The organism is Streptomyces sp. CA-106110, from assembly GCF_050936285.1.
GTDB lineage: Bacteria > Actinomycetota > Actinomycetes > Streptomycetales > Streptomycetaceae > Streptomyces.
This window is the reverse complement of the sequence record NZ_JBNJNB010000001.1, coordinates 6,969,829-6,992,373: the sequence shown is the minus strand read 5'-3', so window position 1 is coordinate 6,992,373 and position 22,545 is coordinate 6,969,829. Positions and strand designations below refer to the sequence as shown.

Annotated in this window: 17 protein-coding genes; 8 read left to right on the top strand and 9 right to left on the bottom strand. The window is 67.8% G+C overall.

All coding sequences use genetic code 11. The features are described from left to right. Window positions 1–923: 923 nt before the first annotated feature. From ACQEXA_RS32250 to ACQEXA_RS32240, 3 genes are all read right to left on the bottom strand, one after another. Window positions 924–2,558, bottom strand: a complete 1,635-nt coding sequence (locus ACQEXA_RS32250) for an LCP family protein (protein WP_433131814.1) — start codon at window positions 2,556–2,558, stop codon at window positions 924–926. 425 nt (window positions 2,559–2,983) lie between these two features. Then, complete coding sequence (locus tag ACQEXA_RS32245; RefSeq protein ID WP_433131812.1) at window positions 2,984–3,157, bottom strand: hypothetical protein; 174 nt, start codon at window positions 3,155–3,157, stop codon at window positions 2,984–2,986. A gap of 74 nt (window positions 3,158–3,231) precedes the next feature. Next, complete coding sequence (locus tag ACQEXA_RS32240) at window positions 3,232–3,618, bottom strand: hypothetical protein (RefSeq protein ID WP_432928826.1); 387 nt, start codon at window positions 3,616–3,618, stop codon at window positions 3,232–3,234. A gap of 147 nt (window positions 3,619–3,765) precedes the next feature. Between ACQEXA_RS32240 and ACQEXA_RS32235 the strand changes: the two genes are divergently transcribed. From ACQEXA_RS32235 to ACQEXA_RS32225, 3 genes are all read left to right on the top strand, one after another. Continuing rightward, window positions 3,766–4,704 (top strand): L,D-transpeptidase, encoded by a 939-nt coding sequence (locus ACQEXA_RS32235; RefSeq protein WP_432928824.1) that lies wholly within the window; start codon window positions 3,766–3,768, stop codon window positions 4,702–4,704. A gap of 1,086 nt (window positions 4,705–5,790) precedes the next feature. Next, window positions 5,791–6,279, top strand: a complete 489-nt coding sequence (locus ACQEXA_RS32230; RefSeq protein WP_433131810.1) for a hypothetical protein — start codon at window positions 5,791–5,793, stop codon at window positions 6,277–6,279. 81 nt (window positions 6,280–6,360) lie between these two features. After that, a complete protein-coding gene (locus tag ACQEXA_RS32225; RefSeq protein ID WP_432930358.1) occupies window positions 6,361–7,881 on the top strand; it encodes an ISKra4 family transposase in 1,521 nt (506 codons plus the stop codon). 164 nt (window positions 7,882–8,045) lie between these two features. Here ACQEXA_RS32225 and ACQEXA_RS32220 read toward each other — a convergent pair whose 3' ends face one another. Genes ACQEXA_RS32220 through ACQEXA_RS32210 form a run of 3 tightly spaced genes read right to left on the bottom strand, consistent with a single transcriptional unit; the run spans window position 8,046 to window position 9,144 of the window. Continuing rightward, complete coding sequence (locus ACQEXA_RS32220; RefSeq protein WP_432928820.1) at window positions 8,046–8,510, bottom strand: GNAT family N-acetyltransferase; 465 nt, start codon at window positions 8,508–8,510, stop codon at window positions 8,046–8,048. Then, entirely contained in the window at window positions 8,507–8,950 is a 444-nt protein-coding gene (locus tag ACQEXA_RS32215) for a transposase (RefSeq protein ID WP_433131808.1), read from the bottom strand. The genes ACQEXA_RS32220 and ACQEXA_RS32215 overlap by 4 nt, the downstream gene beginning before the upstream one ends. Next, the gene (locus ACQEXA_RS32210) at window positions 8,947–9,144 is read right to left on the bottom strand and encodes a transposase (protein ID WP_433134669.1); all 198 of its coding nucleotides are present in this window, start codon (window positions 9,142–9,144) and stop codon (window positions 8,947–8,949) included. Before ACQEXA_RS32210 ends, ACQEXA_RS32215 begins: the two co-directional genes overlap by 4 nt. Before the next feature lie 1,011 nt (window positions 9,145–10,155). On the opposite strand from ACQEXA_RS32210, the gene ACQEXA_RS32205 reads away from it, so the two are divergent. Continuing rightward, complete coding sequence (locus ACQEXA_RS32205) at window positions 10,156–14,841, top strand: RICIN domain-containing protein (protein WP_432939249.1); 4,686 nt, start codon at window positions 10,156–10,158, stop codon at window positions 14,839–14,841. Window positions 14,842–14,855: 14 nt separating this feature from the next. After that, window positions 14,856–15,458 carry a hypothetical protein gene (locus ACQEXA_RS32200; protein ID WP_432928816.1) on the top strand — a complete coding sequence of 201 codons (603 nt, stop codon included), beginning with the start codon at window positions 14,856–14,858 and terminating at the stop codon, window positions 15,456–15,458. 1,607 nt (window positions 15,459–17,065) lie between these two features. Here ACQEXA_RS32200 and ACQEXA_RS32195 read toward each other — a convergent pair. From ACQEXA_RS32195 to ACQEXA_RS32185, 3 genes are all read right to left on the bottom strand, one after another. After that, window positions 17,066–17,368 carry a hypothetical protein gene (locus ACQEXA_RS32195; protein ID WP_432928814.1) on the bottom strand — a complete coding sequence of 101 codons (303 nt, stop codon included), beginning with the start codon at window positions 17,366–17,368 and terminating at the stop codon, window positions 17,066–17,068. 321 nt (window positions 17,369–17,689) lie between these two features. Continuing rightward, window positions 17,690–18,013, bottom strand: coding sequence for a hypothetical protein (locus ACQEXA_RS32190; RefSeq protein WP_432928812.1), 324 nt, complete (start codon window positions 18,011–18,013; stop codon window positions 17,690–17,692). Between the two features lie 301 nt (window positions 18,014–18,314). Continuing rightward, complete coding sequence (locus tag ACQEXA_RS32185; RefSeq protein WP_432928810.1) at window positions 18,315–18,848, bottom strand: MarR family winged helix-turn-helix transcriptional regulator; 534 nt, start codon at window positions 18,846–18,848, stop codon at window positions 18,315–18,317. A gap of 249 nt (window positions 18,849–19,097) precedes the next feature. Here ACQEXA_RS32185 and ACQEXA_RS32180 point away from each other — a divergent pair, with 249 nt between their 5' ends. The 3 genes from ACQEXA_RS32180 (at window position 19,098) to ACQEXA_RS32170 (ending at window position 22,159) form a co-directional block, all read left to right on the top strand. Further along, a complete protein-coding gene (locus ACQEXA_RS32180; RefSeq protein ID WP_432928808.1) occupies window positions 19,098–19,262 on the top strand; it encodes a hypothetical protein in 165 nt (54 codons plus the stop codon). 5 nt (window positions 19,263–19,267) lie between these two features. After that, window positions 19,268–20,728, top strand: coding sequence for an MFS transporter (locus ACQEXA_RS32175; protein WP_433131806.1), 1,461 nt, complete (start codon window positions 19,268–19,270; stop codon window positions 20,726–20,728). 111 nt (window positions 20,729–20,839) lie between these two features. After that, a complete protein-coding gene (locus ACQEXA_RS32170) occupies window positions 20,840–22,159 on the top strand; it encodes an ISAs1 family transposase (RefSeq protein ID WP_433131804.1) in 1,320 nt (439 codons plus the stop codon). Window positions 22,160–22,545 lie beyond the last annotated feature (386 nt).

The window sequence follows — 22,545 nt, the reverse complement described above, 5'->3', positions numbered from 1 at the left end:
CCGTTGAAGATCGAGAAAGCGCTCATGACGTACCTCCTGTGTGACTGGATGCGCCGGAAGGACTTCGCAGCCCATCGGTTGCCTGAGATCGGCCCCAACGGCACCGAAGACATTCATGCAGCTGGGGTGGGATCCCTTGGAAAATCCGGCGTGAACTGGGGTGATCGATCAGAACCCCTCGCCCCGTGTGAATCTACCTAAATCGACCTAAGAGTGCTCACTTAAGCGCAAACAGGACAGCCCTCGTGTGGGTGTGTGACACCTCGGCAGATGCCCCCACGGCAGTAGAGAAGCGACCCAGTTCGCTGCGCCGCCACACGGCCTCCGAACCTGCCTTTGAGGCTTTGAGATCAATGTCTGACGTGAACTCAGTAGCCCTTCGCCAAAAGCAGACTGACGTTACATCGCGTGCCGTCGAACAGGATGCGCCGTTGACCGCCGCCCACTATGGGACCGCGCTCGGGCAGCATCGGAGCGGGGTGCCACAACCCTCGGGCACGTGATCGGAATGGTCGGGAATCGCGGTAGCCATTCAGGTGATGTGACCACCCTGAAGAACTCTGTCGCCGGAGAGCACCGAGACCGACCATGACCGTCAGCCACCGCGAGGGACCGTGCGGCGACCTCTATGACCCCCGCTGACCTGTCTCTGTAGAGCTACGGATCAGAAGGCTCCTGACATCCACGGCTGACATCAACGACGCCGAACGAGGGCGTACATCAGCGTCTCTGTCCGGCCGTCGCACCAGCCGACGGCAGCGGCCGGAGCGGAGTCGGATCGAACTCCTGAAGCGGGTGTCGCAGGTTCGAATCCTGCCGGGGGCACCAGCCAAAAGGCCCCGGACCGATCATGGTCCGGGGCCTTTGACGGCACCACCCCTGTTCGACCAGACAAGCCCGCTGACCGGTAAGCGGATGGCTTCTCAGGGCGCCGAGTCGTTCACCTCCGGGCTGAGAGCGTAGGCGCGCGTCGGCGAGGTGCTGGATGTCGGATGATCCGAGGAAGTGGGCTTGCCGGATGCGTCCAGCCCGATCGCTGTCTTGAAGGTGCTGACCTGGGCGCACGTGTCGTTGTCGTTGCCAAGCTTCATATTGGCGCCGTCGAGGGCGGCCTGGGTGTCGACGGGTGCCGGGGCGGTTTTGCTGCCGGGGAAGCTTGTGCCGCTGGGCCAGTCGGTACCGATGACTAGCACGATCCCGGTGCCGGACCCCTGCTTGAGCACCGATGCCGGCAGGCCGAGCGCCTTGGCAACGACCCGTGCCTGCGGCATTTGGCCGGCCGGATAGGCCAACGACGTGGTGGTGGCCGGGGTCCCGTTGGCAGCAGCGGTCTCCTTGCTGAAGCCCCGGCGGAGGAGTTCTTGGGTGATCGTGCTGGCACGGCCGCGGACGGTCGTGCCGTTCTGCACCTGGACGGCGATGACGGAGGTCGCAACGGCCGTGGCAGCGGGAGCGGCAGACGGCGACGCCGGGCGGGCTGCGGCCGTGAGCGACTGGTCGTTCGCGATGCTCTTGAACATGTCGTTCGCGCCCGGATTGGTGACCAGTGTCTGCCAGACTCCGTTCACCTTGAGGTCGTGCGTCTGCATGGTGGCGAAGGTGACGCGGCTCGCGGGGACCTTGTTGAGGTCGTCGGCCAGGCCGACGAGCTTGGTGGCGGAGTTCAGCGAGCTGTCGACGGTCAGCGACTGGGTGGCGGCATTGGCGATGGCCCACATTTTGGTGGGGCTGCTCAGAGTGCCCTTGGTCTTCAGCTGGTTGAGCAGGGAGCTGAGGAAGATGTGCTGCGCGGCGGTCCGGCCGCGGCTGTCGCTGGAGTCCCCGAAACCGTGCCGGGTACGAACGAACTCCAGCGCCGCCTGGCCTTCCAGTACGTGGGAGCCCTCCTTCAACTTCAGATGGCTGTAGGGGTCGTATATGTCGTGGTTGACGCAGATCGGGACCCCGCCCACCGCGTGGGACATGGACACCACTCCGGAGAAGTCGACCATCATGAAGTGGTCGATGGGGATCCCAGTGAGTTCGTGCACGGCGACGACACTGCAGCCTGGCCCGCCGTCCAGGGCCGAGTTGATCATCTGGTTGGACTGTGGGCCCATGCTGGGGTGGTTCGCGGCGTGGCAACCGCTCCAGCTGCTCCGCAGGTCGCGGGGGATGCTCAGCACGGTGGCGTTTGACCGGTCGGCCGATATGTGCACCACCATCTCCACGTCGGCCCGCGCGCCGCTGGCTTTCCCGCAGGCGCCGCCGAGCTTGCAATCCGAGGCGTTCGCGCGGGCGTCCGAACCGATGACGAGGATGTTGATCGGGCTGCGTCCGAACGCGTCCGGTGTCTCATGTCCCGCGCCGTCCTTGCCGTTGGCGGACAGGTCGTCGGACTTGATAGTGCTGGTCAGTTTCCAGTAGGCGTATGCCGCCGTGCCGATGCCGAGCAACACCACGAAGCCCATCGCCAACCCGACGATCTTCAGGGCCCGCCTTCCGCCCGACTTCCCCCTGCCCTTGTGCAGAGCCGCCCGGCCGCCGGCAACCGACAGCGCCGGTTCTGTCCCGTCCACCCTGCTCCGACGGGCTCCGTGCCTGCGCGATCCACTGGAGGACTTTGTCATGGGCACTTCCTCGCTCGTCGGGCCGATGAATCATGGAACGATCGGGGAGTACGACATTCCGAACCCGTGATCGGTTGCATCCCCAGTGACCCCGGAGGTCGCCGGGCTCCCGCTCCAGCGCAATCCGCTGCGCGGAGCCCCAGGCTGTTCGCCTTGGGCCGCTTGTCTGGTCGTACGGTGTCCTGATCGGGTGATCGTGCGGGGGGGCGCATGAAGGCAGGGCCTCTTGGCACTCACTGAGTGCCTAACTGCGCTACAACGGCCCCGCACGGAGGCGCACAACCACGGCCGGTCTCGGACAGTGCAGGGGCCTTGGGGGCGCTGGCGATGGGGCGGTACGGGATCCTCGTACCGCCCCGGGCACATTCTGGTGGCTACGGCAACAGCTGTGACATCAATGCCAGTTCGCGCAGCTGTGCCCGCGTCAGTGGGAAGGTCTTCAGCAGCGGGCCCTGGGAGCCCTTGCCGAGGAAGTCCGTCCAGTCCCGGATGGTGAGCAGCGAGCCGTCCTTCAGCCGCAGGCTGGCGCCCAGTTCGGCGCGCTGCACTTGGGCTGGACGTTCTGGGACGCGGCCCACTGCCAGATACTCAGGACGGCGCCCCCCGGCACCTTCTCGCTGGTTCACTTGGTCCGCTCGGGCGTCTCGTGCGGCAACGCACAGGGATCCTGCTCCTCCCCCTTGGCGTTGACGGTCTTCGCCCGCATCACGTTGACCACCAGGTACCCGACATCGCCGTCCCGTACGACGGCGTAGTCGCGGTCGTAGAGCCCGATCTTCTTCGGCGTCGGTGCGTTCGGCATCCCCTTGATGAGCCGCAGCAGCGACACCTCGCGGACCTTGCCCATGTCGGCGGGCAGCAGCTTGCGGAAGCCGGCGGCTCCCGTGCCGAACTCCCCGGCCGTCGGCGACGCCGCCACGTTCTCGCCGCGCCCGCCCGGCAGCACGCCGGAGCCGACGACGACGCCCTCCGCGACCACGGCCGCGACGACGCCGGTGACGTGGATCACTAAAGATCTACGTGGCGCACGCAACTGCGGCCTGTGTCGTAGCTGTCTGACAAAGAGGCGGGCCCGTCCGGGCCGGGGAGCGAGAGAGCGGGGCAGGTCGTGGGAGGGCGCAGGGGTGGCATAGGGATTGCACTCGTCACGGTCGCGATGCTGGTGGGCGCAAGTGGCTGCGGCGGGGGCGGCGGCGGCAAGGCGAGCGGGGGCGACGCAAAGGCCTCGGGAAAGGCGAGTGCGAGTGCCTCGCCGTCACCGACGAAGCCTGCGGGTCCGCCGATGCTGCTGGAGACGATCACCCCGCAGACGGGAAGCACGGTCGGAGTGGCCATGCCGATCTCGGTGGTCTTCACGAACCCGGTGGCGACGAAGGCGCGGGCCACGGTCGAGAAGCACATGAAGGTGAGCGCCTCGCAGCCGGTGGCCGGCGCCTGGCACTGGATGGGCGACAGGCGCGCCGACTGGCGGCCGAAGACATACTGGCCCTCCGGCACGCAGGTGAAGATCGACGCTGACCTGAAGGGCGTCAGCAACGGCAACGGACGCTACGGCGTGCACGGCTACATGCACACCTTCAAGATCGGCGACGACGTGCGCGCGGACGTCTCGGTGACCGGCCACACCATGAAGGTGACCCGGAACGGCAAGGCGCTACGAACCCTGTCGATCAATGCGGGCAGCGCCCAGTATCCGACGTGGAACGGCACGATGGCCGTCATCGACAAGCAGGAGAAGGTCCACATGACCTCCTGCAGCGTTGGCATCAGCTGCGACAAGGGCAGCCCCAACTACTACGATCTGACGCTTCCCTGGGACGTCCACCTCACCCAGTCCGGCACGTATGTGCACTACTCGACCGGCGACCCCACTCCGGGCAGCGGCAGCGCCCGCGGCTCGCACGGCTGCGTCCATCTGTCCATGTCGGACGCCAAGTGGTTCTACGGTCAGGTCAAGCAGGGCGACCCGGTCACCATCACCGGCTCGCCCCGTGCCAAGGCCCCGGCCGAAAACGGCTACGCCGACTTCAACCTGGGATGGGACCAGTGGCTCGCAGGCAGCGCGTCCGGGGAGCAGACGACCGCGACGCTGTGACGCGCTGCAGCGCCGCTGTTCCCGCTGTCGCCACCCGTTCTACGGGAGGGCCCGCAGCCCGCCCGGGGCGGCGATCGGCGTCGGCCGGGCCGGGCTACCGGGTTATGCCCGCATCTTCTAAGCACTGGCTCCAGTCGTTGGTGGGATGCCGGTGCTTTGCGGCTCCTGACGGCAGAAGATGACGGCAACAGAGGCGTACGCACGGGGACCTTGGCGGTAACAGGTGGACTGCCTTGAGCCCCTGGAGTAGGGACGCGACAGCGCGCACGCGCGAGGGGATGAACTCCTGAAGCGGGTGTCGCAGGTTCGAATCCTGCCGGGGCAGTCATGCTTTACCGGGCAGGTCCACAGACTGCCCGACGCGCCGGAAGCTTACGGGGCCATGATCACTCGCGCCAAAGCAGCTCCCGCCCAAAAGCCGCTCCGCCGACCTTCGCTGTCAGCCCAGCCGCGTGTCAGACTGCTGTTCATGACTATCAGCCGAAAGGGCCATGCCGCGTAGGCGCCCCTCACGCCTCCGGGCGGAAAACAGGTACTTCGCTGCACGTTGCAGCTACTCAAAGATCGGACAGCTGTCCGGTCCGGCTCAGGCGCAGATCATTCAGTTGGAACGGACGCGGCTCCAGCCAGGCCTGATCGAGCGGGCCGGAGACCCACCTGTGAAGCGGTGATGGCTGTCACGAGGCCTGCGGGGCGACGCAGGACCTGTGACGGCGGCACTCCGGTCTTGGCGAAGCGGGTGAAGGTGGTTGGAAAGCGTGCACCCCTGGTCCGGGGTACCGTGCAGGGCGTGTCAGCCGAACGAGCCAACGTCAGACTGAGCCGCGGTTGAGGCAAACGGTCCAAGCCCTCGCGACGGACGTGAGTGTCTAACTGCGTGACAACGCCGACGCACAGCGGCGAATAACCCCGGACGTCTGCGGACCGGCACAACAGGTGAGAGACGTACCCAGCCCGAGGTCCAGCGCCCAGCAAAGTTCGTTGGGTGCGGATCCTCTCGGGGGACGGTTGAACTGGGGTTTTGCTGATCTGGGTGTGGGTGGGGTGTTGTCGTCTCTACCGTGCGGGTAGAGGAGGCGGTGCCGGATGGGCTCGTTGATCGGGGAACTGGAGGCTCGGCAGGCGGCGGTGCGGTCCCGGGTGGAGGAACTCGAGCGGGAGATCGCCGTGTTGACCGTGCGGCTGGAGGCTGAGCGGGACCGGCTGGAACGGTTGACCGTGACGCGGGAGACGCTGGAGGAACTCGCGGCTGAGGGAGTGGCCGTGGACGCGGTCGAGCCGGTGGGCGGGGGCCGGGTGGTGGGAGCGCAGACGGTGACCGTGTGGCGGGAGGGGATGAGCAGCGCGGATCTCCCTGCGGTCTACCGCGACATCGTGGACGTGATCGACGACGGGCCCGAGTCGGTGCAGGCGAAGCAGGTCGTGCCGAGGATCGGCCTGCCCGCGCAGACGTCGAAAATCGAGGGGACGCGGTCGAAACTGAAGCGGCTGGTCGAGCGGGGCTGGCTGGACGAACAGACACCCGCACTGTTCACCGCGTCGGCCGGAAGGACGGCGACCGGTTCGGTGCGGTGAGCCAACTCCCGGTGGTCAAGGGGCTCTTCTTCCTACCGTCGTAGGTGCCAACCAGGAACGACGGCCGGAAGAAGAGCCCGGATGGAACGCTACGACACCCACGATGTCCCTGACCCGTTTGCCTGCTCGATGGAAGCGGTGGAGTCGCTGGCAGCACGGCTGTCGGCACCCGAGACCGCCGAGTTGGACCATGCCGCGGTGGAACAGCTGATCGAGACCGATGGCCGGGAGATCCTGCGCCGGTTCTTCCAGGACCACCTCGACCTGCGGGCGGCCCGTGAAGAGCAGGCGCCGCCGCCTCGGGCGGTCTTCGGTCCGGACCGCGAGGTGCGGCCGTACCGCGAGAGGGGGCATGCCCGGCAGCTGACCTGCTTGTTCGGCACGGTGAGTGTGACGCGGTGCGCCTGGCGGAGCCGGGGCCTGTCGAACGTGCACCCGGCCGACGCCCAGTTGTCGCTGCCACGCGGCCGGCACAGCCACGGCGTCAAACGCCTCGCCGTGCGCGAGGCGGTCCGTGGTTCCTACGCGCAGGCCGTCGCGGCGATCACCGACCGGTGCGGGCCGGTACTGGGCAAACGCCGGGCCGAGAGCCTGACCGTCGAGGCCGCCGCCGACATCGACGCCTTCTACCACCACAAGATCGCCTCCCCGTGCACGGCCGACATGCCGCTGGTCATCCAGGTCGACCAGAAGGGGGTGGTGATGCGGCCCGAAGCGTTACGCGAGGCCACCCGCCGCGCGGCCGAGGCAAAGAAGCGGCAGGGCAGGCAGGCGCGGCTCGCACCGGGCGAGAAACCGAACCGGAAACGCATGGCGACCATCGCCTGCGTCCACGACACCCACCCCGCCCAGCGCCGTCCGCACGACATCGTCCACCCACCCGGCGGCCGTACCCGCCTGCGGACGGTGCGGCCCGGCCCGAAAGCGGTCAACCGGTGGTGCACCGCCTCCCTGATCCACGACCCCGACGACGTGATCGCCGAGGCATTCACCCAGGCCACCGACCGTGACCCGGGCCATCACCGGCCCTGGCTCATCCTCGTCGACGGCGCCCGCCACCAACTCGACCTCGTCGAAGCCGAAGCACAGCGCCGCAACGCCAAGATCCACATCTTGATCGACTTCGTCCATGTCGCCGAGTACGCGTGGACGGCCGCGCACGCCTTCCATCCTGTCGGCAGCCTGGAGGCCGAGACTTTCGCCGCCGAGACACTCACCGCGATCCTGCACGGACACGCCGCCCGCGTCGCCGGCGAGATGACCGCCCGGGCCGAGAAGGAACAGCTCACCGGGGCGAAACGGGACAGCGTCGACACCTGCGTGCGCTACCTGTCCGGCCACCTCGACCAGCTCCGCTACGACACCGCACTGGACAAGGGCTGGCCCATCGCGACCGGATCGGTCGAAGGCGCGTGCCGGCACCTCGTGGGCGACCGCCTCGACATCACCGGAGCCCGCTGGGGCCTCGCCAGCGCCGAAGCCGTCCTCAAACTCCGCGCTGTCCACGCCAACGGCGACCTCGACACCTACCTCGCCTACCACCACACCCGCGAGCATCAGCGCACCTACCCCGACCAGCACCACAACCAACCCAGCACCTGATCAACAACCTTCCCTCAGAAGGATCCGCACCCAAGTTCGTTCGGGACGAAGAGGTCTCGGCTTCAAGTCCCGCACCAGTGAACCAGATCAGGAGGCCCGCAAGTGCACTTGCGGGCCTTCCGTGTGCTGCTCTCCGGGCCACGTGGCGGCACGGATCGCATGGCTCAGCGAGGCGCGTAGGCCACGCGCTCGAAGGGCCACTCGTCGGCTAGCCAGTCGCTGACGACGCGGTAGAGCTCGGCGTCGAGGGAAGCGTGGTCCGCGCGGACCCAGGAGCGGACGTCAGTAACACCAGGCTCCTGGCGTGAGCCGTATATGTAGACACAGCCGATGACGTCATCCCCAGGGACCGACAGGACGGTGTAGGTGAAGCCGTCGCGCCGGTCGAAGTCCTCCGCGTGCTGGCGCAGGTCGTCGAGGTTGGCCTCCAGGGTCATGCCCCCTGGCGGCGGCCAGGAGCGGCCGGCGAAGTCGGGGTTGGCCCGAATGTGGGCGATGCTGGAGGTCCAGGCGGCGTGGTCGGCAGCATTGTGCTGAGGGCCGAGGGGCTCCAGGCGGAAACGGTCGGTGGCAGGCGGGAGCGGTAGGGCGAAACCGCGGGTCACGAGGGGCTGGTCGGGTGAGGTCACCGCGGGAGGTTATCCCGGGCCCCTACCGATCCCTCGCAAATACTGGGAGACAGCACCGTCAGCCGTCGTGACGAACCCTGACATCCAAGTCTGACATCAACGCCTCCGGACAAGCGTGTACCCACGCACGCCCATCCAGCCGTCGCGACAACGGGCGTCCGCTCCAGGACCAGCCCCCAATGCTCGACGAGGCTTCCGGTGCAGCCACCGTCGGCCCAGACCGGTTCCAGCCGGTGGTGCACGTCGACGACCTGCCCGAGAAGCACGTGGGCGGCGGTGCGGCCGCCGGTGTCCGCGACGGTGACCATCACGCCCAGCAGCAGGCCAAGCGTGTCGACCACGACGTTCCGCTTGCGCCCGTTGACCAGTTTGCCGCCGTCGAAGCCGCGACTTTCAGCGCCGACGACGGCGTCCGTCTTGACCGACTGCGAGTCGATCACACCGGCCGTCGGTACCGCGTCGCGGCCCAGCGTCTCGCGGGCCTCTCCAGGCAGCCGGTCGTGGAACTCTCTGAACAGGCCGAGGTCGCGCCATCGGCGGAAAACGCATACACGCGGTTCCACGGTGGGAAGTCCCCTGGCATCGCCCGCCACTTGATCCCGTTGTCCACGCGATACCGGATCGCGTCCAGCATCGTGCGGTGGCAGTACGCCTCCGGCTGCCCGCCCCGGCCGCGCAGCAGCATCGGTAGACGCCGAGTACTCCTGCTGTCGTGTTGGGCACCGGTAGGCAGGGCCAGGGACTGGCGCGGGGGCTGACGCTCCGGTTCCAGTTCCCCGCCCCGCTCAGCCGCCTGACGTAAGGCGTTTGCCCGGACCGGCAGCATGATGACTAGGCGTGACACGGTCGGTGGCGTACCAGGTGCGGTGGATCTGGCGCCGGTCACGATCGGCCGGGGGGCGTGCACGACTGGGGTGACTGCAAGTGCGGGGTCCGCGAACCTGCATGAGCGGGGGGCGTAAGCCTCGAGGTCGAGAGTCAGCCATCTCTTGCAGGTTGAAGGTCTCATATTTGCCAAATACACACACGAAATCCACACGATAAAGGCACGTAAGTCCCTTGCTGGGGCCGTGGTTTGCTCACACTTGTCGCCAGGTGTTGTCACGGCAGGTTCAAGCCAGCCCCCTCATCCCGTAAAGCAAACACTTGTACGGACTCATCTGTGTGTGCGTAAAGTGAAGCCGCGCGTTGCCGGATCTTGACCAGTCCGTGCCTGCGCGCGTTGACCAGCGACCGGGGGAACACTGTCGCTCACGGGGAGGGGTTTCATCGCCATGCCGTAGCACCTGCTGTCCAGGTGTGCGCGGCCTGGCAGGTGCCCGTAGGTGCCGACTAGTACGGGCGGGTCATCGCGCCTGTCACGTGCCGAGGTCCGTCCGCTCCCTGTTCTTCGGCTTTCTCCCGGTCTGCACCCATGAGCGATGGAAGGGATGCGTCTGTGCGCCCTAAACCGTGGTTCCGGCTGCCCGGAACCCGAAGATCACGCAAGTTTGCCTCCGGTGTCACCGCTGTCACGGCGCTGGCCGTGCTGGCCGGTGTCGCGGTGCAGCCGGGTTCGTCGCCCCTGCCCGCCACTCCGGTCGCCGACTCCTACGACGGATACGACACCCAAGCCGCCGAGCAATTGCGCCTGGATCAGTGTCTGATGGCCGATGGCCTGCGTAGAGGCGGGCCGAACCTGTACAGCCTGGCCAACACCTCCCTGCCGCTGCCGGCGGACCAACTGCATCAGAAGGCAGACCGCACCTACGGCACCGGTGCATTCGCTCAGGCATGGCAGAAGGACAGTGACGACTCCGACGCCTGGGTGAAGAAGGCCGAGGACACCGACCTGTCGTGGAAGAAGACCGTCAGCGGCCTGGACGACTACCCCGGCTCTCCCAAAGCGGAGAAGATCTTCGACAAAACGGGGATGCTTCCCTGGCTCTACCAGTCGTACTTCAAGTCGGTCGACTTGCTGTCACCGTTCTACGACCCCTCACCGCAGGCGGACGACAAGACCAAAAAGGCCGCCCTCGCCATCGGGGACCCGCTGTACACCAGCAGTGGGACGAGCGAGGAGCAGGAAGCCTGGAAGCTCTGGAAGAAGAACTCCGGAAACGCCGTCCCCAACGAGCTGTTCGTTCCACGGGTGTTCGACGACGACGCCCGCATCTTCCTCGCCTCCGGCGGCTTCCCCAGGACCGCGCCGACGCCGGACACCCCGGAGTTCCGCATCGCGGTCGAGGATCTGAAGTCCCGGTTCGCTTCGTGCGCGTGGCACGACCCGATCGACCCGAACCGGGTGCTCGGCAAGGAGGTGGCGCAGGCGTCCGGCGAGTGGCAGCAGGAGATCACCTCGCAGGCCACGCAGCGGCAGCAGATCTTCTCTGCCGGCAGTACCGCCACCAAGGCGCTGCGGGACGGCACGTTCGCCCTGGGCAAGATGCTGGGTCAGTCGTGGATCGCTGACTACTCCACCCGCTGGCTGGACTACTACACCGAGGGCGGCCTCGGCTGGATCGGTGACGGCCAGCTGGAAATTCAGGTGCCGGGGGCTGCCGGCAAGTGCCTCGACGTGGCGGGGGGCGGCAAGACCAACGGCACCCCGGTCCAGGTCTACACCTGCAACGGTGGCGCCTCCCAGAAGTGGCAGCTGATGGGCTCCTACGACGGCGGCTACACCCTGGTCAACCCGAACTCCTTCAAGTGCCTTGAGGTGCTGAACGGCAACAGTGCCGACGGCACGAAGATCCAGATCCGGGACTGCGGCAGCGCCAAGGCCCAGCAGTGGAATTTCGACGTGCGCAGCGCCGGCCCGCTGCACAACGCTGCGACCGGCAAGTGCCTGCACCTGCCGACGTTCGACAACAGCAAGGACGCCGTGCTGTCGACCTGCAACGGCTCCGCCGCGCAGAAGTTCAGGATCGTCGCCAAGACCCACACCGGCAGCGCACCGGCAAAGGCCGATGTGGACAAGGCCAAGGCCGGCATCACCGCTGCGCAGTCGGAGGCGAAGAAGCAGCTCACCCTCCTCAAGACACAGCTGGAGACAGCTCAGAAGGCCGCGACCACGTCGGACGCGGCCATGCAGGCCGCGTACGGCATCGCCGACACCAACGGTGCCCCGCGGGGTCGTGGTCTGCTGGTCGGTCTGCAGAAGGACCAGGTCATCAAGGGTGCGGCCGCCGCGCTCCAGGCGCTGGAGAAGGCTGGCGAGACCGCCGAGGCCGCGACCCGTGCTTCGGCCGGGGACAGCGCGACCATCGCGCAGCGCGCCCTGGCGCAAGCCGCGCAGTCGAAGGCGGAGTTCCGCAAGAAGGCCGCCGAGGTGGCAGAGGCGCAGGCCAAGGCGGCCGCGGACGCAGCCAAGGTGCACCGCGACAACGCCAAGAAGGACAAGGAGACCGCGGAGGCCAAGCTCGCCGTTGTGGTGAAGGCCGAGGGCGACGCCAAGGCGGCCGCCGCCGACGCGCACGCCAAGCGGCTCGCGGCGGAGGCCGAGGAAAAGACGGCCAAGGCGGAGAAAGAGAATGCCGCCGCCAAGCAGGCCGAGGTTGCTCAGCACCGCAAGAACGCCGAGTCCGAGGCGACCAAGGCCAAGGACGCCAAGGACAAGGCCGAAGCCGCGGAGAAGACCGCCGAGAGCAAGCGCGATGACGCGGTTACGGCGAAGGACCACGCCAAGTCCATGCGGGACGACGCGTGGGACGCCGAGCAGAAGGCCGACGCGGCCCGCGCCAAGGCCGACGCCAAGACCGCCTACGCCGACTCCCTGGACTCCGGGGACGCGGCTGACGCGGCCCGCGCCGCCGCGAACGACGCCGACAAGGCCGCCGGCGACGCTGAAGCCGCCGCGACCAGGGCCAGTTCCGAGGCGGATGCCGCGACCAAGGCGGCGGCCGACGCCGACGCTGCGGCCACCCGCGCCGAGGCAGCCGCCAAGCGGGCCCGCTCGGACGCGGACGCCGCCCAGGCCGACAAGCTGAAGGCCGACGCGGCGGTGCGGACCGCGACCAGCGCCGTCGCCGACGCCATCAAGGCCTCCCAGGACGCCTCCGCCGAGGCCAAGACCGCGGTCAAGCTCGCCGACGAAGCCGAACAGCACGCCAAGGACGCCCGCACCCAGGCCGACGCGGCGAACAAGGAGGCCGGCACCGCACTCGCCGCCGCCGCGAAAGCCGCCGGCTACGCCCACGTCACCGCCCTTGCCGCCGTCGACGCCGGCAAAGCCGCCGAACAGGTCGCCGACCCCGCCAACGACGCTATCCAGCTCGGCTCCCACTACGTCGACACCGACTCCACCGCCGGCCTGGTCGTCCTGACCGGACAGTCTTCCAAGACCATCGCCGACCAGCAGCAGGCCGTCGCCGACGCGCACGCCAAGAACGCCGCCGCCGAGGCGGACGCTGCCAAGAACATCGCCGACCAGGCCAAGGGCGACGCCAAGGAGGCCTACCAGCACGCTGCCAACGCCGCCAAATACGCCGCCGACGCCCGCAGCTACTCCAAGGAAGCCCTCGGCTACGCCGCCGACGCTGCCAAGGCCGCATCCGCCGCCGCGGCATCGCTGGCCCGCACCATCGAATACGACAAGCAGGCGACCGAAGACGCGGCAGCCGCCGACAAGGCAGCCGCCAACGCCGAGGGCTACGCCAAGGACGCCCGCGACTCCGCCGACTCTGCCGAACTCGACGCCGAAGCAGCCCGCTCAGCCGCCGTCCAGGCCGAACAGGACGCCAAGGACGCCCGAGCGGCAGCCGACCGCGCTGACGCCGCGGCCACCGAAGCCGAACAAGCCGCCAAGGATGCCGCCACTTACGCCAAGGAAGCCCAGGAAGCGGCTGACAGAGCCGAGAAGGCGGCAAAGGCCAAGCAGATCGACACCGGCACCGTCCCCGACGGCAACGGCGGCTCGATCGGCAACGTGTTCTACGTCATCGACCACATCGAGAAGGTCGGCGACCCGGAAGTCGTCAACAAGACGGACGGCTGCGACGGCTGGATCGACAAGCTCTTCTACAAGGGTGACTGCACCATCACCGAGAAGATCCGGTACGTGGCGGTCCTCGATCTGTACCTGTGCACCGCGCAGGACCTGGACCCGCAGAAGTTCACCTGCCCCTCCAAAGCCACGGACTACATCGGCCAGATCCGGACCAAGGAACTGTCCCAGACGGTCACGCACACCATCACGATCGAGGAGTACCAGAGCAACATCGACCCGGTCGACATCCTCTTCGGCAGCTGGATCAAGTGCGCCCAGAAGCTCACCCACGGCGGAGAGAGTGGAAGCTGGGGCGGATGCGCCTGGGCGGCCGTGGACGTGGCCTCCCTGTTCGCGGGCAAAGCCATCCGGCCCATCGCGGACGCGCTGCGCGCCGTGGACGCCGCGTTCGCCACCGGCATCGGTGTCCGGGACGCCCTCCAAGCGCTCAAGGCGATCGAGGGCGTCGACGCGGCGGCGGTCGCCGCGATCGAGAGGGAGGTGGAGATCTACGAAGAGGTTGTGACCGCCTGTCGGGTCAACAGCTTCCCCGGCACCACCGAAGTGGTCCTGGCCGACGGCAGCCGCAAGGCGCTGCGTGACGTGCGGACCGGCGAACTGCTTCTGACCTCCGACCCGGAGACCGGACGCACGCAGGGCGAGCCCGTCACCCGTACCTTCCGGCACGGCGCCGACGACCTGGTCGAGGTGACGTTGACCGACGGCGGCCGCCTCACCAGCACCCCCGGACACCGGATCTTCGTGTCCGGCCGCGGCTGGACCCTGGCCTTCGCCCTTCGCCCCGGGGACGCCCTGCGTACCCCGGGCGGCGTGCGCATCGTGGCAGCGGTGACCGACCGGCACGAGGCGACGCCACGGACGGTGTACGACCTGACCGTCTCCGGCCTGCACACCTTCTACGCCGTGGCGGGTGACAGCCCGGTCCTGGTCCACAACTGCAACGACCTCGTGGCCGACGGCCAGAAGTTCTCCGGGCAGGCCCACACACTCGACGAGCACACGGCCGGGATCGTCAGCGCGGAGAGGGCCAAGGAACTGGCCATCGCGAAGACGGCGCAGTACGGGCGCACCACGCCCAACAGCCTGTTCGTCGACCAGCAGACCGCCCAGCAGGTCGTCGACTACGCACTGGCCAACAACGCGAACCGGATCAAGACCTGGCTCTCGAAGACCAGGGACCCGGACCTGGACTTCGAGGGCTTCTTCGGGGCGAAGAACTCGCTCGGCAAGGTCTACTACCCGGACGGGTCTATGAAGGTGGCGGGCAACGGGTACTACATCAAGCTCGTGCGCGCCAAGGGGCACAAGGCCGGCTTTTACGTGCAGACGTGTTACCCGAAGTGAGAAGGTGAGACACGATGCCACGCTTTACGCTGTTCGACTTCGGTGTGTCGAGGGTCATGGCTTCCTTCCATCAGGACTGGATCCACGACGGGGACACGGCTGCCGACGTCGTCGCCAAACACCTCGCGGAGTCGGTCGATGAGGAGGCACTGGCCGTGCGCCGTGACGCACGGGTTCTCGGCGGCCTTCCCTCCCCGACGCTGGAGGTGCTGTGGGACGCCGGGGCGCAGTACATGCCGGGCTTCGAACGTCTGGGAGGCGGAGCCGAGTGGACGCGCACGGTAATCGGCCTGTGTGACGCCCGGCTGTCGGCGAACGCGGATGTATACGCGCTCACGGGGGCGGACGCCGAGGACGGCACCGCCTGCCTTGACGCGGTCGTCGCCGAGATCGAGGGCGCCTGGTTCCTCACGGGTGAAGTGCGGTCGGCACTCACCGACTGTGCGCGCCACTGCACCCCGGACGTGGCGTTCCGGGTGCTGCTGAGGGCTATCAGATGCGCCCCCGAAGCCTCGCTGTCCTCAGAGCAGTACACAAGGCTGGAGGCCGTCGGATCGGCCCTGCGGTACGGCGAGTTCGTCGTCGACAGTGTCAGGTACCTGGTCCAGGAGACCTGACGGCAGGAGGCATGCGCCGGCCTCGGACGCCGGTCGTTCCCGCGCGTCAGGAACGCGTAGCGCGGGTGCGCCGGACCGACGCCGGACCCGGGGCGGGCGGAGTACGAATCCGCCCGCCCCGGGGCATGCCCCGGCCCGGGCGCCGCTTCCCTCTCGCGCCAACCGGTGCGGGCGCCGGGGCAGACGGTGACCCTGCCCGTCCGCGACGCCCTGGCCGCGCTCCCCGTACGGGAGGAGAACCGCACCGGCCACGAACGCACGAAGTTCAAGCACCAGACCGACGCCGACCACGGCGGCTGCAACACCCGCGCCGAAGTCCTTAAAGACGAAGCCGTCACCGCCCCTGAGCAGGGCCCGAACTGCACCCCGACCGGAGGCGAGGGGTACTCCCCTACGACGACCGCCACATCTCCGGCCCCCGCGCCTGGACCTCGACCACCTCGTTCCCCTGGCCGAAGCCTGGGACTCCGGCGCCTCCGCCTTGAGTGCGAAAGAATGCGAAGACTACGCCAACGAGCCTCGTCGCTGGCGTACACCTCCTGGGCGTCGGCGGGCCGACGCTCCGGACGCTTGTGCAGCAGGTGGAGGATGAGCTCTTCCAGTGCTTCCGGGACGGGTGGAAGCTCCGTGCACGGCCCTGCGGCGCACTGGCAAATGCCGCAGGGGCGCCGGTAGCGTGCAAGATTCGTACGTGTGTTCAATCGAGGGGCGAACTGCGGAATCGACCTACCCGCAGAGGCAATACGGAGGCTCGAGGGACAGAGACGTGCCGGGCCGCCGCCACATTGGACTGCCCCCTCGGCGGTGCGCCCGGCGCGACGGGTGACTCCCATCCTTGCGCGGCTTGGGGGTCGTCCGGCCCCTGGCCAGCGGTAACTCCTTGATCGTTTAGGGGAGATTTAGGAGAGGTGGCTCCGTACCGGCCATGCTCCGACCCCGTAGGACCCTCGGTGGTCGATCACGGGTGCTGGGGCTCTGAATGGACAGTGCCACGGCACCGCTGTCACCGCCCCCCGGGGCCGGCCCACTACGGCCGACTTGCCAGTCACTGTCGCCACATAGGCAACGCGCCCCGACGCAGCGCTGGCCGGCGATCCATGCTGGTACTCCCGCTTGTTCACGACACTCGCGCTGACCTCTGGCACGACAGCCGTGTCTGCAGTAGGCGGAATACCAAGTAGGCAGACGTAATCCTGCGGCCGGGCCGATTTGACCGCTGCGCATGGGCCAGCCCTGCCACCATCACCTACGGCCAGCTCTGACGGGCAGTCAGATTGCGTCCCGACGGCGTTCCCATTTCTCTGGGGAATCGAGCCCGTCGAGCTACTCTGCGGCAAAACCGCAGGTCAAATGTACCCCCGGCAGGATTCGAGCCTGCGACACCCGCTTTAGGAGTTCGATCCAGGCCCGGTCCGGCTCCGGCCCGCGACTGATGCGACGGCCGGACACAGGTGCTGGTGTATGCCCCCGTCCGGGGTCGTTGATGTCAGCCGTGGATGTCAGAGACCTTCTGATCCGTAGCTCTACAGAGATCGGTAGACGAAAGCCACAGAGGTTGTCAGGCGGAGTCTGGGAGTTGCTGTCGGTCGTGGTGGCCGTCGCGGCCGTCACGTGGTGCCGGGCGCACGAAGGGAGCGATATCCCGACCTGAGGTAGAAGCCCAGAACCGTGACTGCCAGTCCGAAGCTGAGGGCGTCAAAGACCTCGACGACGAGGTGAGGCGCGCGAAGCAGGCCTGGCACCCTGGCGCAGATCATTCCTAGGCCCATGAGGAGGGGTTGCCATGTCCAGATGAAGCGCATGTCCTGGTCGGAGCGCTCGTTCTTCCGAACTCGGGTCCGCTGCCACCGCCGGCTGCCGAGGCCACCGAGAACCAGCAGACACCCCATGGCGACTACGGACCAGTCCATGAACCGCAGCATCACATCTCCCTCGATCCGGAAGGATCTTCCTCCGGCAGGTGACCGCAGGCAAGGGGCTGCGAGGACCTCACGCGGGCTCAGCCCTGGTCGTCCGGCCCGGCCTTGACCATGATGCGGTGCCGTCGACCAGAGCCGGCCGCGCTGGCCGGACCGTGGAGAGGAGTCGGAGTTGATTCCTTCCCCCAGAGCCCTCAGCTTGGGAAGCTGCGATCATTCGCGGCGCGCTCAGCCGCTGAGCTGTGCGAACGACCTGATGGAGGTCTTATCGACCTTGGTCGCTTTCACCGTGACTCCCCGCTGTTCCCCGCCTTATCTGGTGCGCTTGTGGTGCGGTGGCCACACCCTTGTTTGGGCGCCGTCGACTCGTCGGTTTCGGCGTACAAGTTGATTCGGCGTACAAGTTGATACGGAGACGCTCCTGGCCGCTTCAAGCCGTGGAGCGTAGTCGGGCATGAAGATCTCGCTCAGCCTCTTGTCCAGCGTTCCTGAGATCGCGTAGATCGGTGACCAGACGGCTCGGTCGCGCACGATCCCCTCAAGGTCGTCGGACTGGAACATCACCTGGTACAGCCAGTCCGACAGCACGAACGCTTGATCGCGCGTAAGCCTGATCGTGATCGCTTCATCGTTCACGACCTCAACCTAGCCGCCTCGACTGGTGGTGTCGCGGGCCCAAGCAAGCATCAGCAGGGACCAACACGCTTTCCAAGTGCGCTTGTGCCGGTCGGGCGGCCGTGCGGAGTCGTTCATCTGCGTGCATGTGCGGCTGTCGCCTTGAAAGCGAACTTGCTCTGGTACTCATTCGCACGGGACGGTACGTGTGTGAATGAGACCAGAAGTGAGACCACGACCGGTGTCTCCCGACGTGGACGGCACTCTAGTGGCTCCAGATCTCTCCGGAGCCAGTGATCTGTGCGCACGCGGCAGGACCGAATTAACGCTCCGTGTCTGCGTCTGCGGGATCGGCGGTGGCCTGCGCGAGGTTGTGCTCCAGGCGTTCCAGGGTGAGCAGGGCCGCGGTCCGCTCGTCGGGGGAGAGGTCCGCCGTCACGAGGTCTTCGAGCTGACTCCAGGCGCGCTCGACCTCTCGGCGCAGGGCATGGCTGGCCGCCGTGGGTTCGATGAGTGACGCGCGCTTGTCGGTGGGTGAGGGGCGGCGGCGGACGAAGCCGGCCTGCTCCAGGCGCCGGACGGTGCGGGTCATGGTGGCGGCGTCGGAGTCCAGCAGGCGCACCAGGTCGGCTTGCCGCTGGGGGCCGAGGTCCCACAAATACATCATGACCATTTCCTGGCCCGGATGAAGGGCGATGCGGCGCAGCAATTGTCGCGCGAACATGCGGTGCAGGCGGGCCAGGCGGACGATCGCGTGACTGACCGGCCCGCCGCTGGCTGCGGCCGGCACAGGGACCGTGGCCTCCTGAGCCGCCCCTGTGAGCCCCTTCCCGGTCTCCGGTGTGGACTGCGCCATCACTCGCCTCACTTTCCTGTCTGGCCAGACAACTCTACCGCCCGGGCCGACGGCTGTGCAGGTCGGCCGGGCTCGCCTAAGTAGAGGGTCTCGACATGGTGGGTTGCGGTGCACGTCACATCGGTCGCCGGAATGAATCCTCGAGATTTACCTGTTCGGACAGGTGATTTACTGTTCGGGCAGGCATTCGCTGGGGCGGGCCACGTCGAGCCCGGGCCGCGGAGCAGCACTCATCGTGAGGAAGAGACCATGACCACTGCTTTTGATCCGATCGTCCTGGGCCGCACGCGTCTGGCGAGCCGCTTCGTGACGGCGCCGACGACCCGCAGTCGTGCCTTCGGGCCCGGCGGGGAGCCGACGGCGCTGCTGACGACGGACTACGCGCAGCGCGCCAGCACCGGGTCAGCGTGGTGATTTGCGTGAAGCGCTCCGGTTCTCCTTCGGCCGTGGTTGCCGTCCTCTCCCTCACCGCCCTGCTGGCGTCGCTGCTGCAGACGCTGGCCATCCCGCTCATCCCAAACTTGCCGGTAATCCTGAACGCCTCACCCACGGACGCGTCGTGGGTCGTAACCGTGTCCCTCCTCACCGGCGCGATCGTCACGCCGGTGAGCGGGCGCCTTGGCGACCTCTTCGGCAAACGGCGCGTCTTGCTGCTGATACTCGCCGCAGTGATCACCGGAGCGGTCATCTCTGCCCTTGCCGGCTCGCTATGGCCGATGGTGATTGGCCGCGGGCTGCAGGGCTTTGCGATGGGGGTGATCCCGCTCGCCTTTGGCCTCTTCCGGGACCAGCTTCCACCCCGCCGCATTGGCGGGGCGATCGCGCTCCTGAGCGCGGCGCTGGGCCTCGGCGGCGCAGCGGGGATACCACTGGCCGGCCTGGTAGCCGAGCATCTCAACTGGCACGCGTTGTTCTGGGGATCGGCCGGGCTGGGTCTGCTGTGCGCTCTCCTGACCGCGCTGGTCGTGCCGGGGTCCCCCCAGCGCGCCGAGGGACGCCTCGACGTCGTCGGTACCGTCGGGCTGACCGTGGGGCTGGTCGGCCTGCTCCTGCCGATCGTCAAGGGCGGGCAGTGGGGCTGGGGCAGCGCCCGCACACTCGGCTTTGGCGTGGCGGCAATCGTTCTCCTGCTCGCCTGGGCCCGCCACGAGTTGCGTGTCCGCTCCCCCCTTGTCGACCTGCGGGTCTCTGCCCGTCGCCCAGTGCTCATGGCGAACCTCGCCACGGTCGCCATGGGGTTCGCGATCTTCGCCATGCTCTTCGCTTTTCCCCAGATCCTGCAGGCGCCGACCGCCACCGGCTACGGATTCGGTCAGAGCCCGGTGCGTTCGGGGCTCGTCGTCGCCACGAACGGGGTGGTGGCGCTGCTGCTGACTCCGGTCGCGGCCCGACTGATCAGCCGGTACGGAGCTCGACTGGCCATGATGCTGGGGGCAATCGTCATTGCCGCCGGCTACGTCTTTGTCACGCTGCGGACGGACAGCGTCATCGAGATCCTCGTCGCCTCGGGCATCATAGGAGCCGGCGCCGGCATCTCGACTGCGGCCACGGGAAAGCTGATCACCGATGCGGTTCCCGTGACCGACACGGCCTCGGCCAACGGAGTGAACACCCTGATGCGCTCGGTTGGAAGTGCCACCTCCGCGGCGGTCCTGACGGTGGTCCTGGCACACGCCACGATCAGTGTCGGCTCGGCGGCGCTGCCCTCGGCGGAGGGGTTTCGGACCACGTTCATCGTCGGGGCTGCGGCGGCACTCGTGGGCCTGTTCTTCTCAGCGCTAATCCCGAAACGCACGCCGATGTCCGGTGGCCCGGAAGAGCAATACTCAAAACCTGTCAACGCCCCTGACGGGCACGGCCCCGGCGTAGTTGATCTTTGATGGGTTTTGGGTTGTTTGTCGGTGGAGTGAGGTGGCAAGTTGCGAGGCGAGCGCGGCCTCTGATGATCTTTCAGGTTCCTACGCCAGAAGATCGTCTCAGGAGCCGCGCTCGTGTCCGCATCCTCTCTGATCAGCCCTGTCCTTGGCCAGCTCACCGACCTCGCGCTGTGGGAGTCCGAGCTCGCCGCCGACCCTGCGGCAGCGGAGTCTGCGCTGGTCAGCAGGCTGCGCCAGGTCCCTGACCGGCGAGCGGAGCGAGGGCGGCGGCATCCTCTGGTGGTGATCCTGGTGCTGGCTGCGTGCGCGACGCTGGTGGTCGGCGGCGACTCCATGACCGCGATCTGGCAGTGGGCCACCCGCGCCCCGCAGATCAAACTGGCACGCATCGGCGCCCGGTACGACCCGCTGGCCGGCCAGTACCTCGTACCCAGCGAACGCACCTTCCGCCGCGTGCTCGCCGACCTGGACGCCGACGCCCTGGACGCGGCGACCTGTGCTTACGTCACCGAAGTCGCGGCCGGAACCGCAACGGCGCCCGAGATCCCGTGCACCCCGGGGCCCATCGAGCGCGAACAGCGCCGCGCCGCCCAGCGGGCCGTGGAACACCCGGCGCCGGCCGGGCTCCTGCCCGCCGCGGCTTTCGACGGCAAGGCCCTGACCGGCGCCCGCACCGAATCGGGGCGGGTCTTCCTGGTCGGGGCGGTCGCCCACGCCAGCGGCGCGGTCCTCGGCCAGACCCAGGTTCCGGACAAGCGCGGCGAGGGCGAGGCGGCCCGCACCCTGCTGGCCCAACTCGCCTTGCCTGGATGGGTGTTCACCCTGGATGCCCTGCACACCACAAAGAAGACCGCCCGCCTGATCACGGACCGGCTCGACGCCCACTACGTCCTAATCCTGAAGGGGAACCAGCCGCTGGCCCGCGCCGCCGCCCAGGCGCTGCTGGCCGGCACCGACGCCGAGTGGACCGAGACCACCGAGGCCAAGGACGACCGTGGGCACGGGCGCACCGAGCGCCGCACGATCCGCACCGCCCAAGCCGACGACGCCCTCTTCCCCGGCGCGGGACAGGTCTTCCGCCTGCGCCGTGACACCGGCGGCCTCGACGGCACCTGGACCGGGAAGGAGATCGTCTTCGGCGTCACCAGCATGCCCGCCCACCTCGCCGGCCCCGCTCACCTCAACCACTACGAGAGGGCCCACTGGTCCATCGAAAACAAGATCCACTGGGTGCGGGACGTCACTTTCCACGAGGACAACTCCCAGGTCCGGACCGGCACCCCCCCCGAACCCTGGCCAGCTTCCGCAACCTGGGCAGCACGTTCCGCCTCGCCGGACGAGCCAACATCGCCCACGCCCGCCGCGATCTCCTCAACCACAACGACGCCTTCGCCGTCTACGGCATCTGATCAACTACTACGAAGTCGGGCGTAACGGAACAACGCCGGGGCCGTGCCCTGACGGGGACGTGATTTCCAAGCGATAGCACAGGCTTTGAGATCTAGCCTCATCCTTATCAGGTCGATCACGGGGGCCTGTCAACGTCGACCAACGGCCCCTGCGCCTCGGTCGATCGTCCACTGAGATCCGGCGTCGACCGCTGCTGTTCGTGCGTGTTGGTGTCAGCCGCTGGTGTCAGCCGCCGCACGCAATCTTGACAGGGGCTGCCCTGCCGTTCTACGGCACCAGTTTGGAAGACGTGGCGGATGGTGGCCGAGCTGGGAGAGCTGTGAGCTGGGCGTACGGCGATCGTTGACCGTGCGGGCCTGCTCACCCCGTCCCGTGGTGGACGGCCAATCGCCCTGGCGGCGATTGCCCTT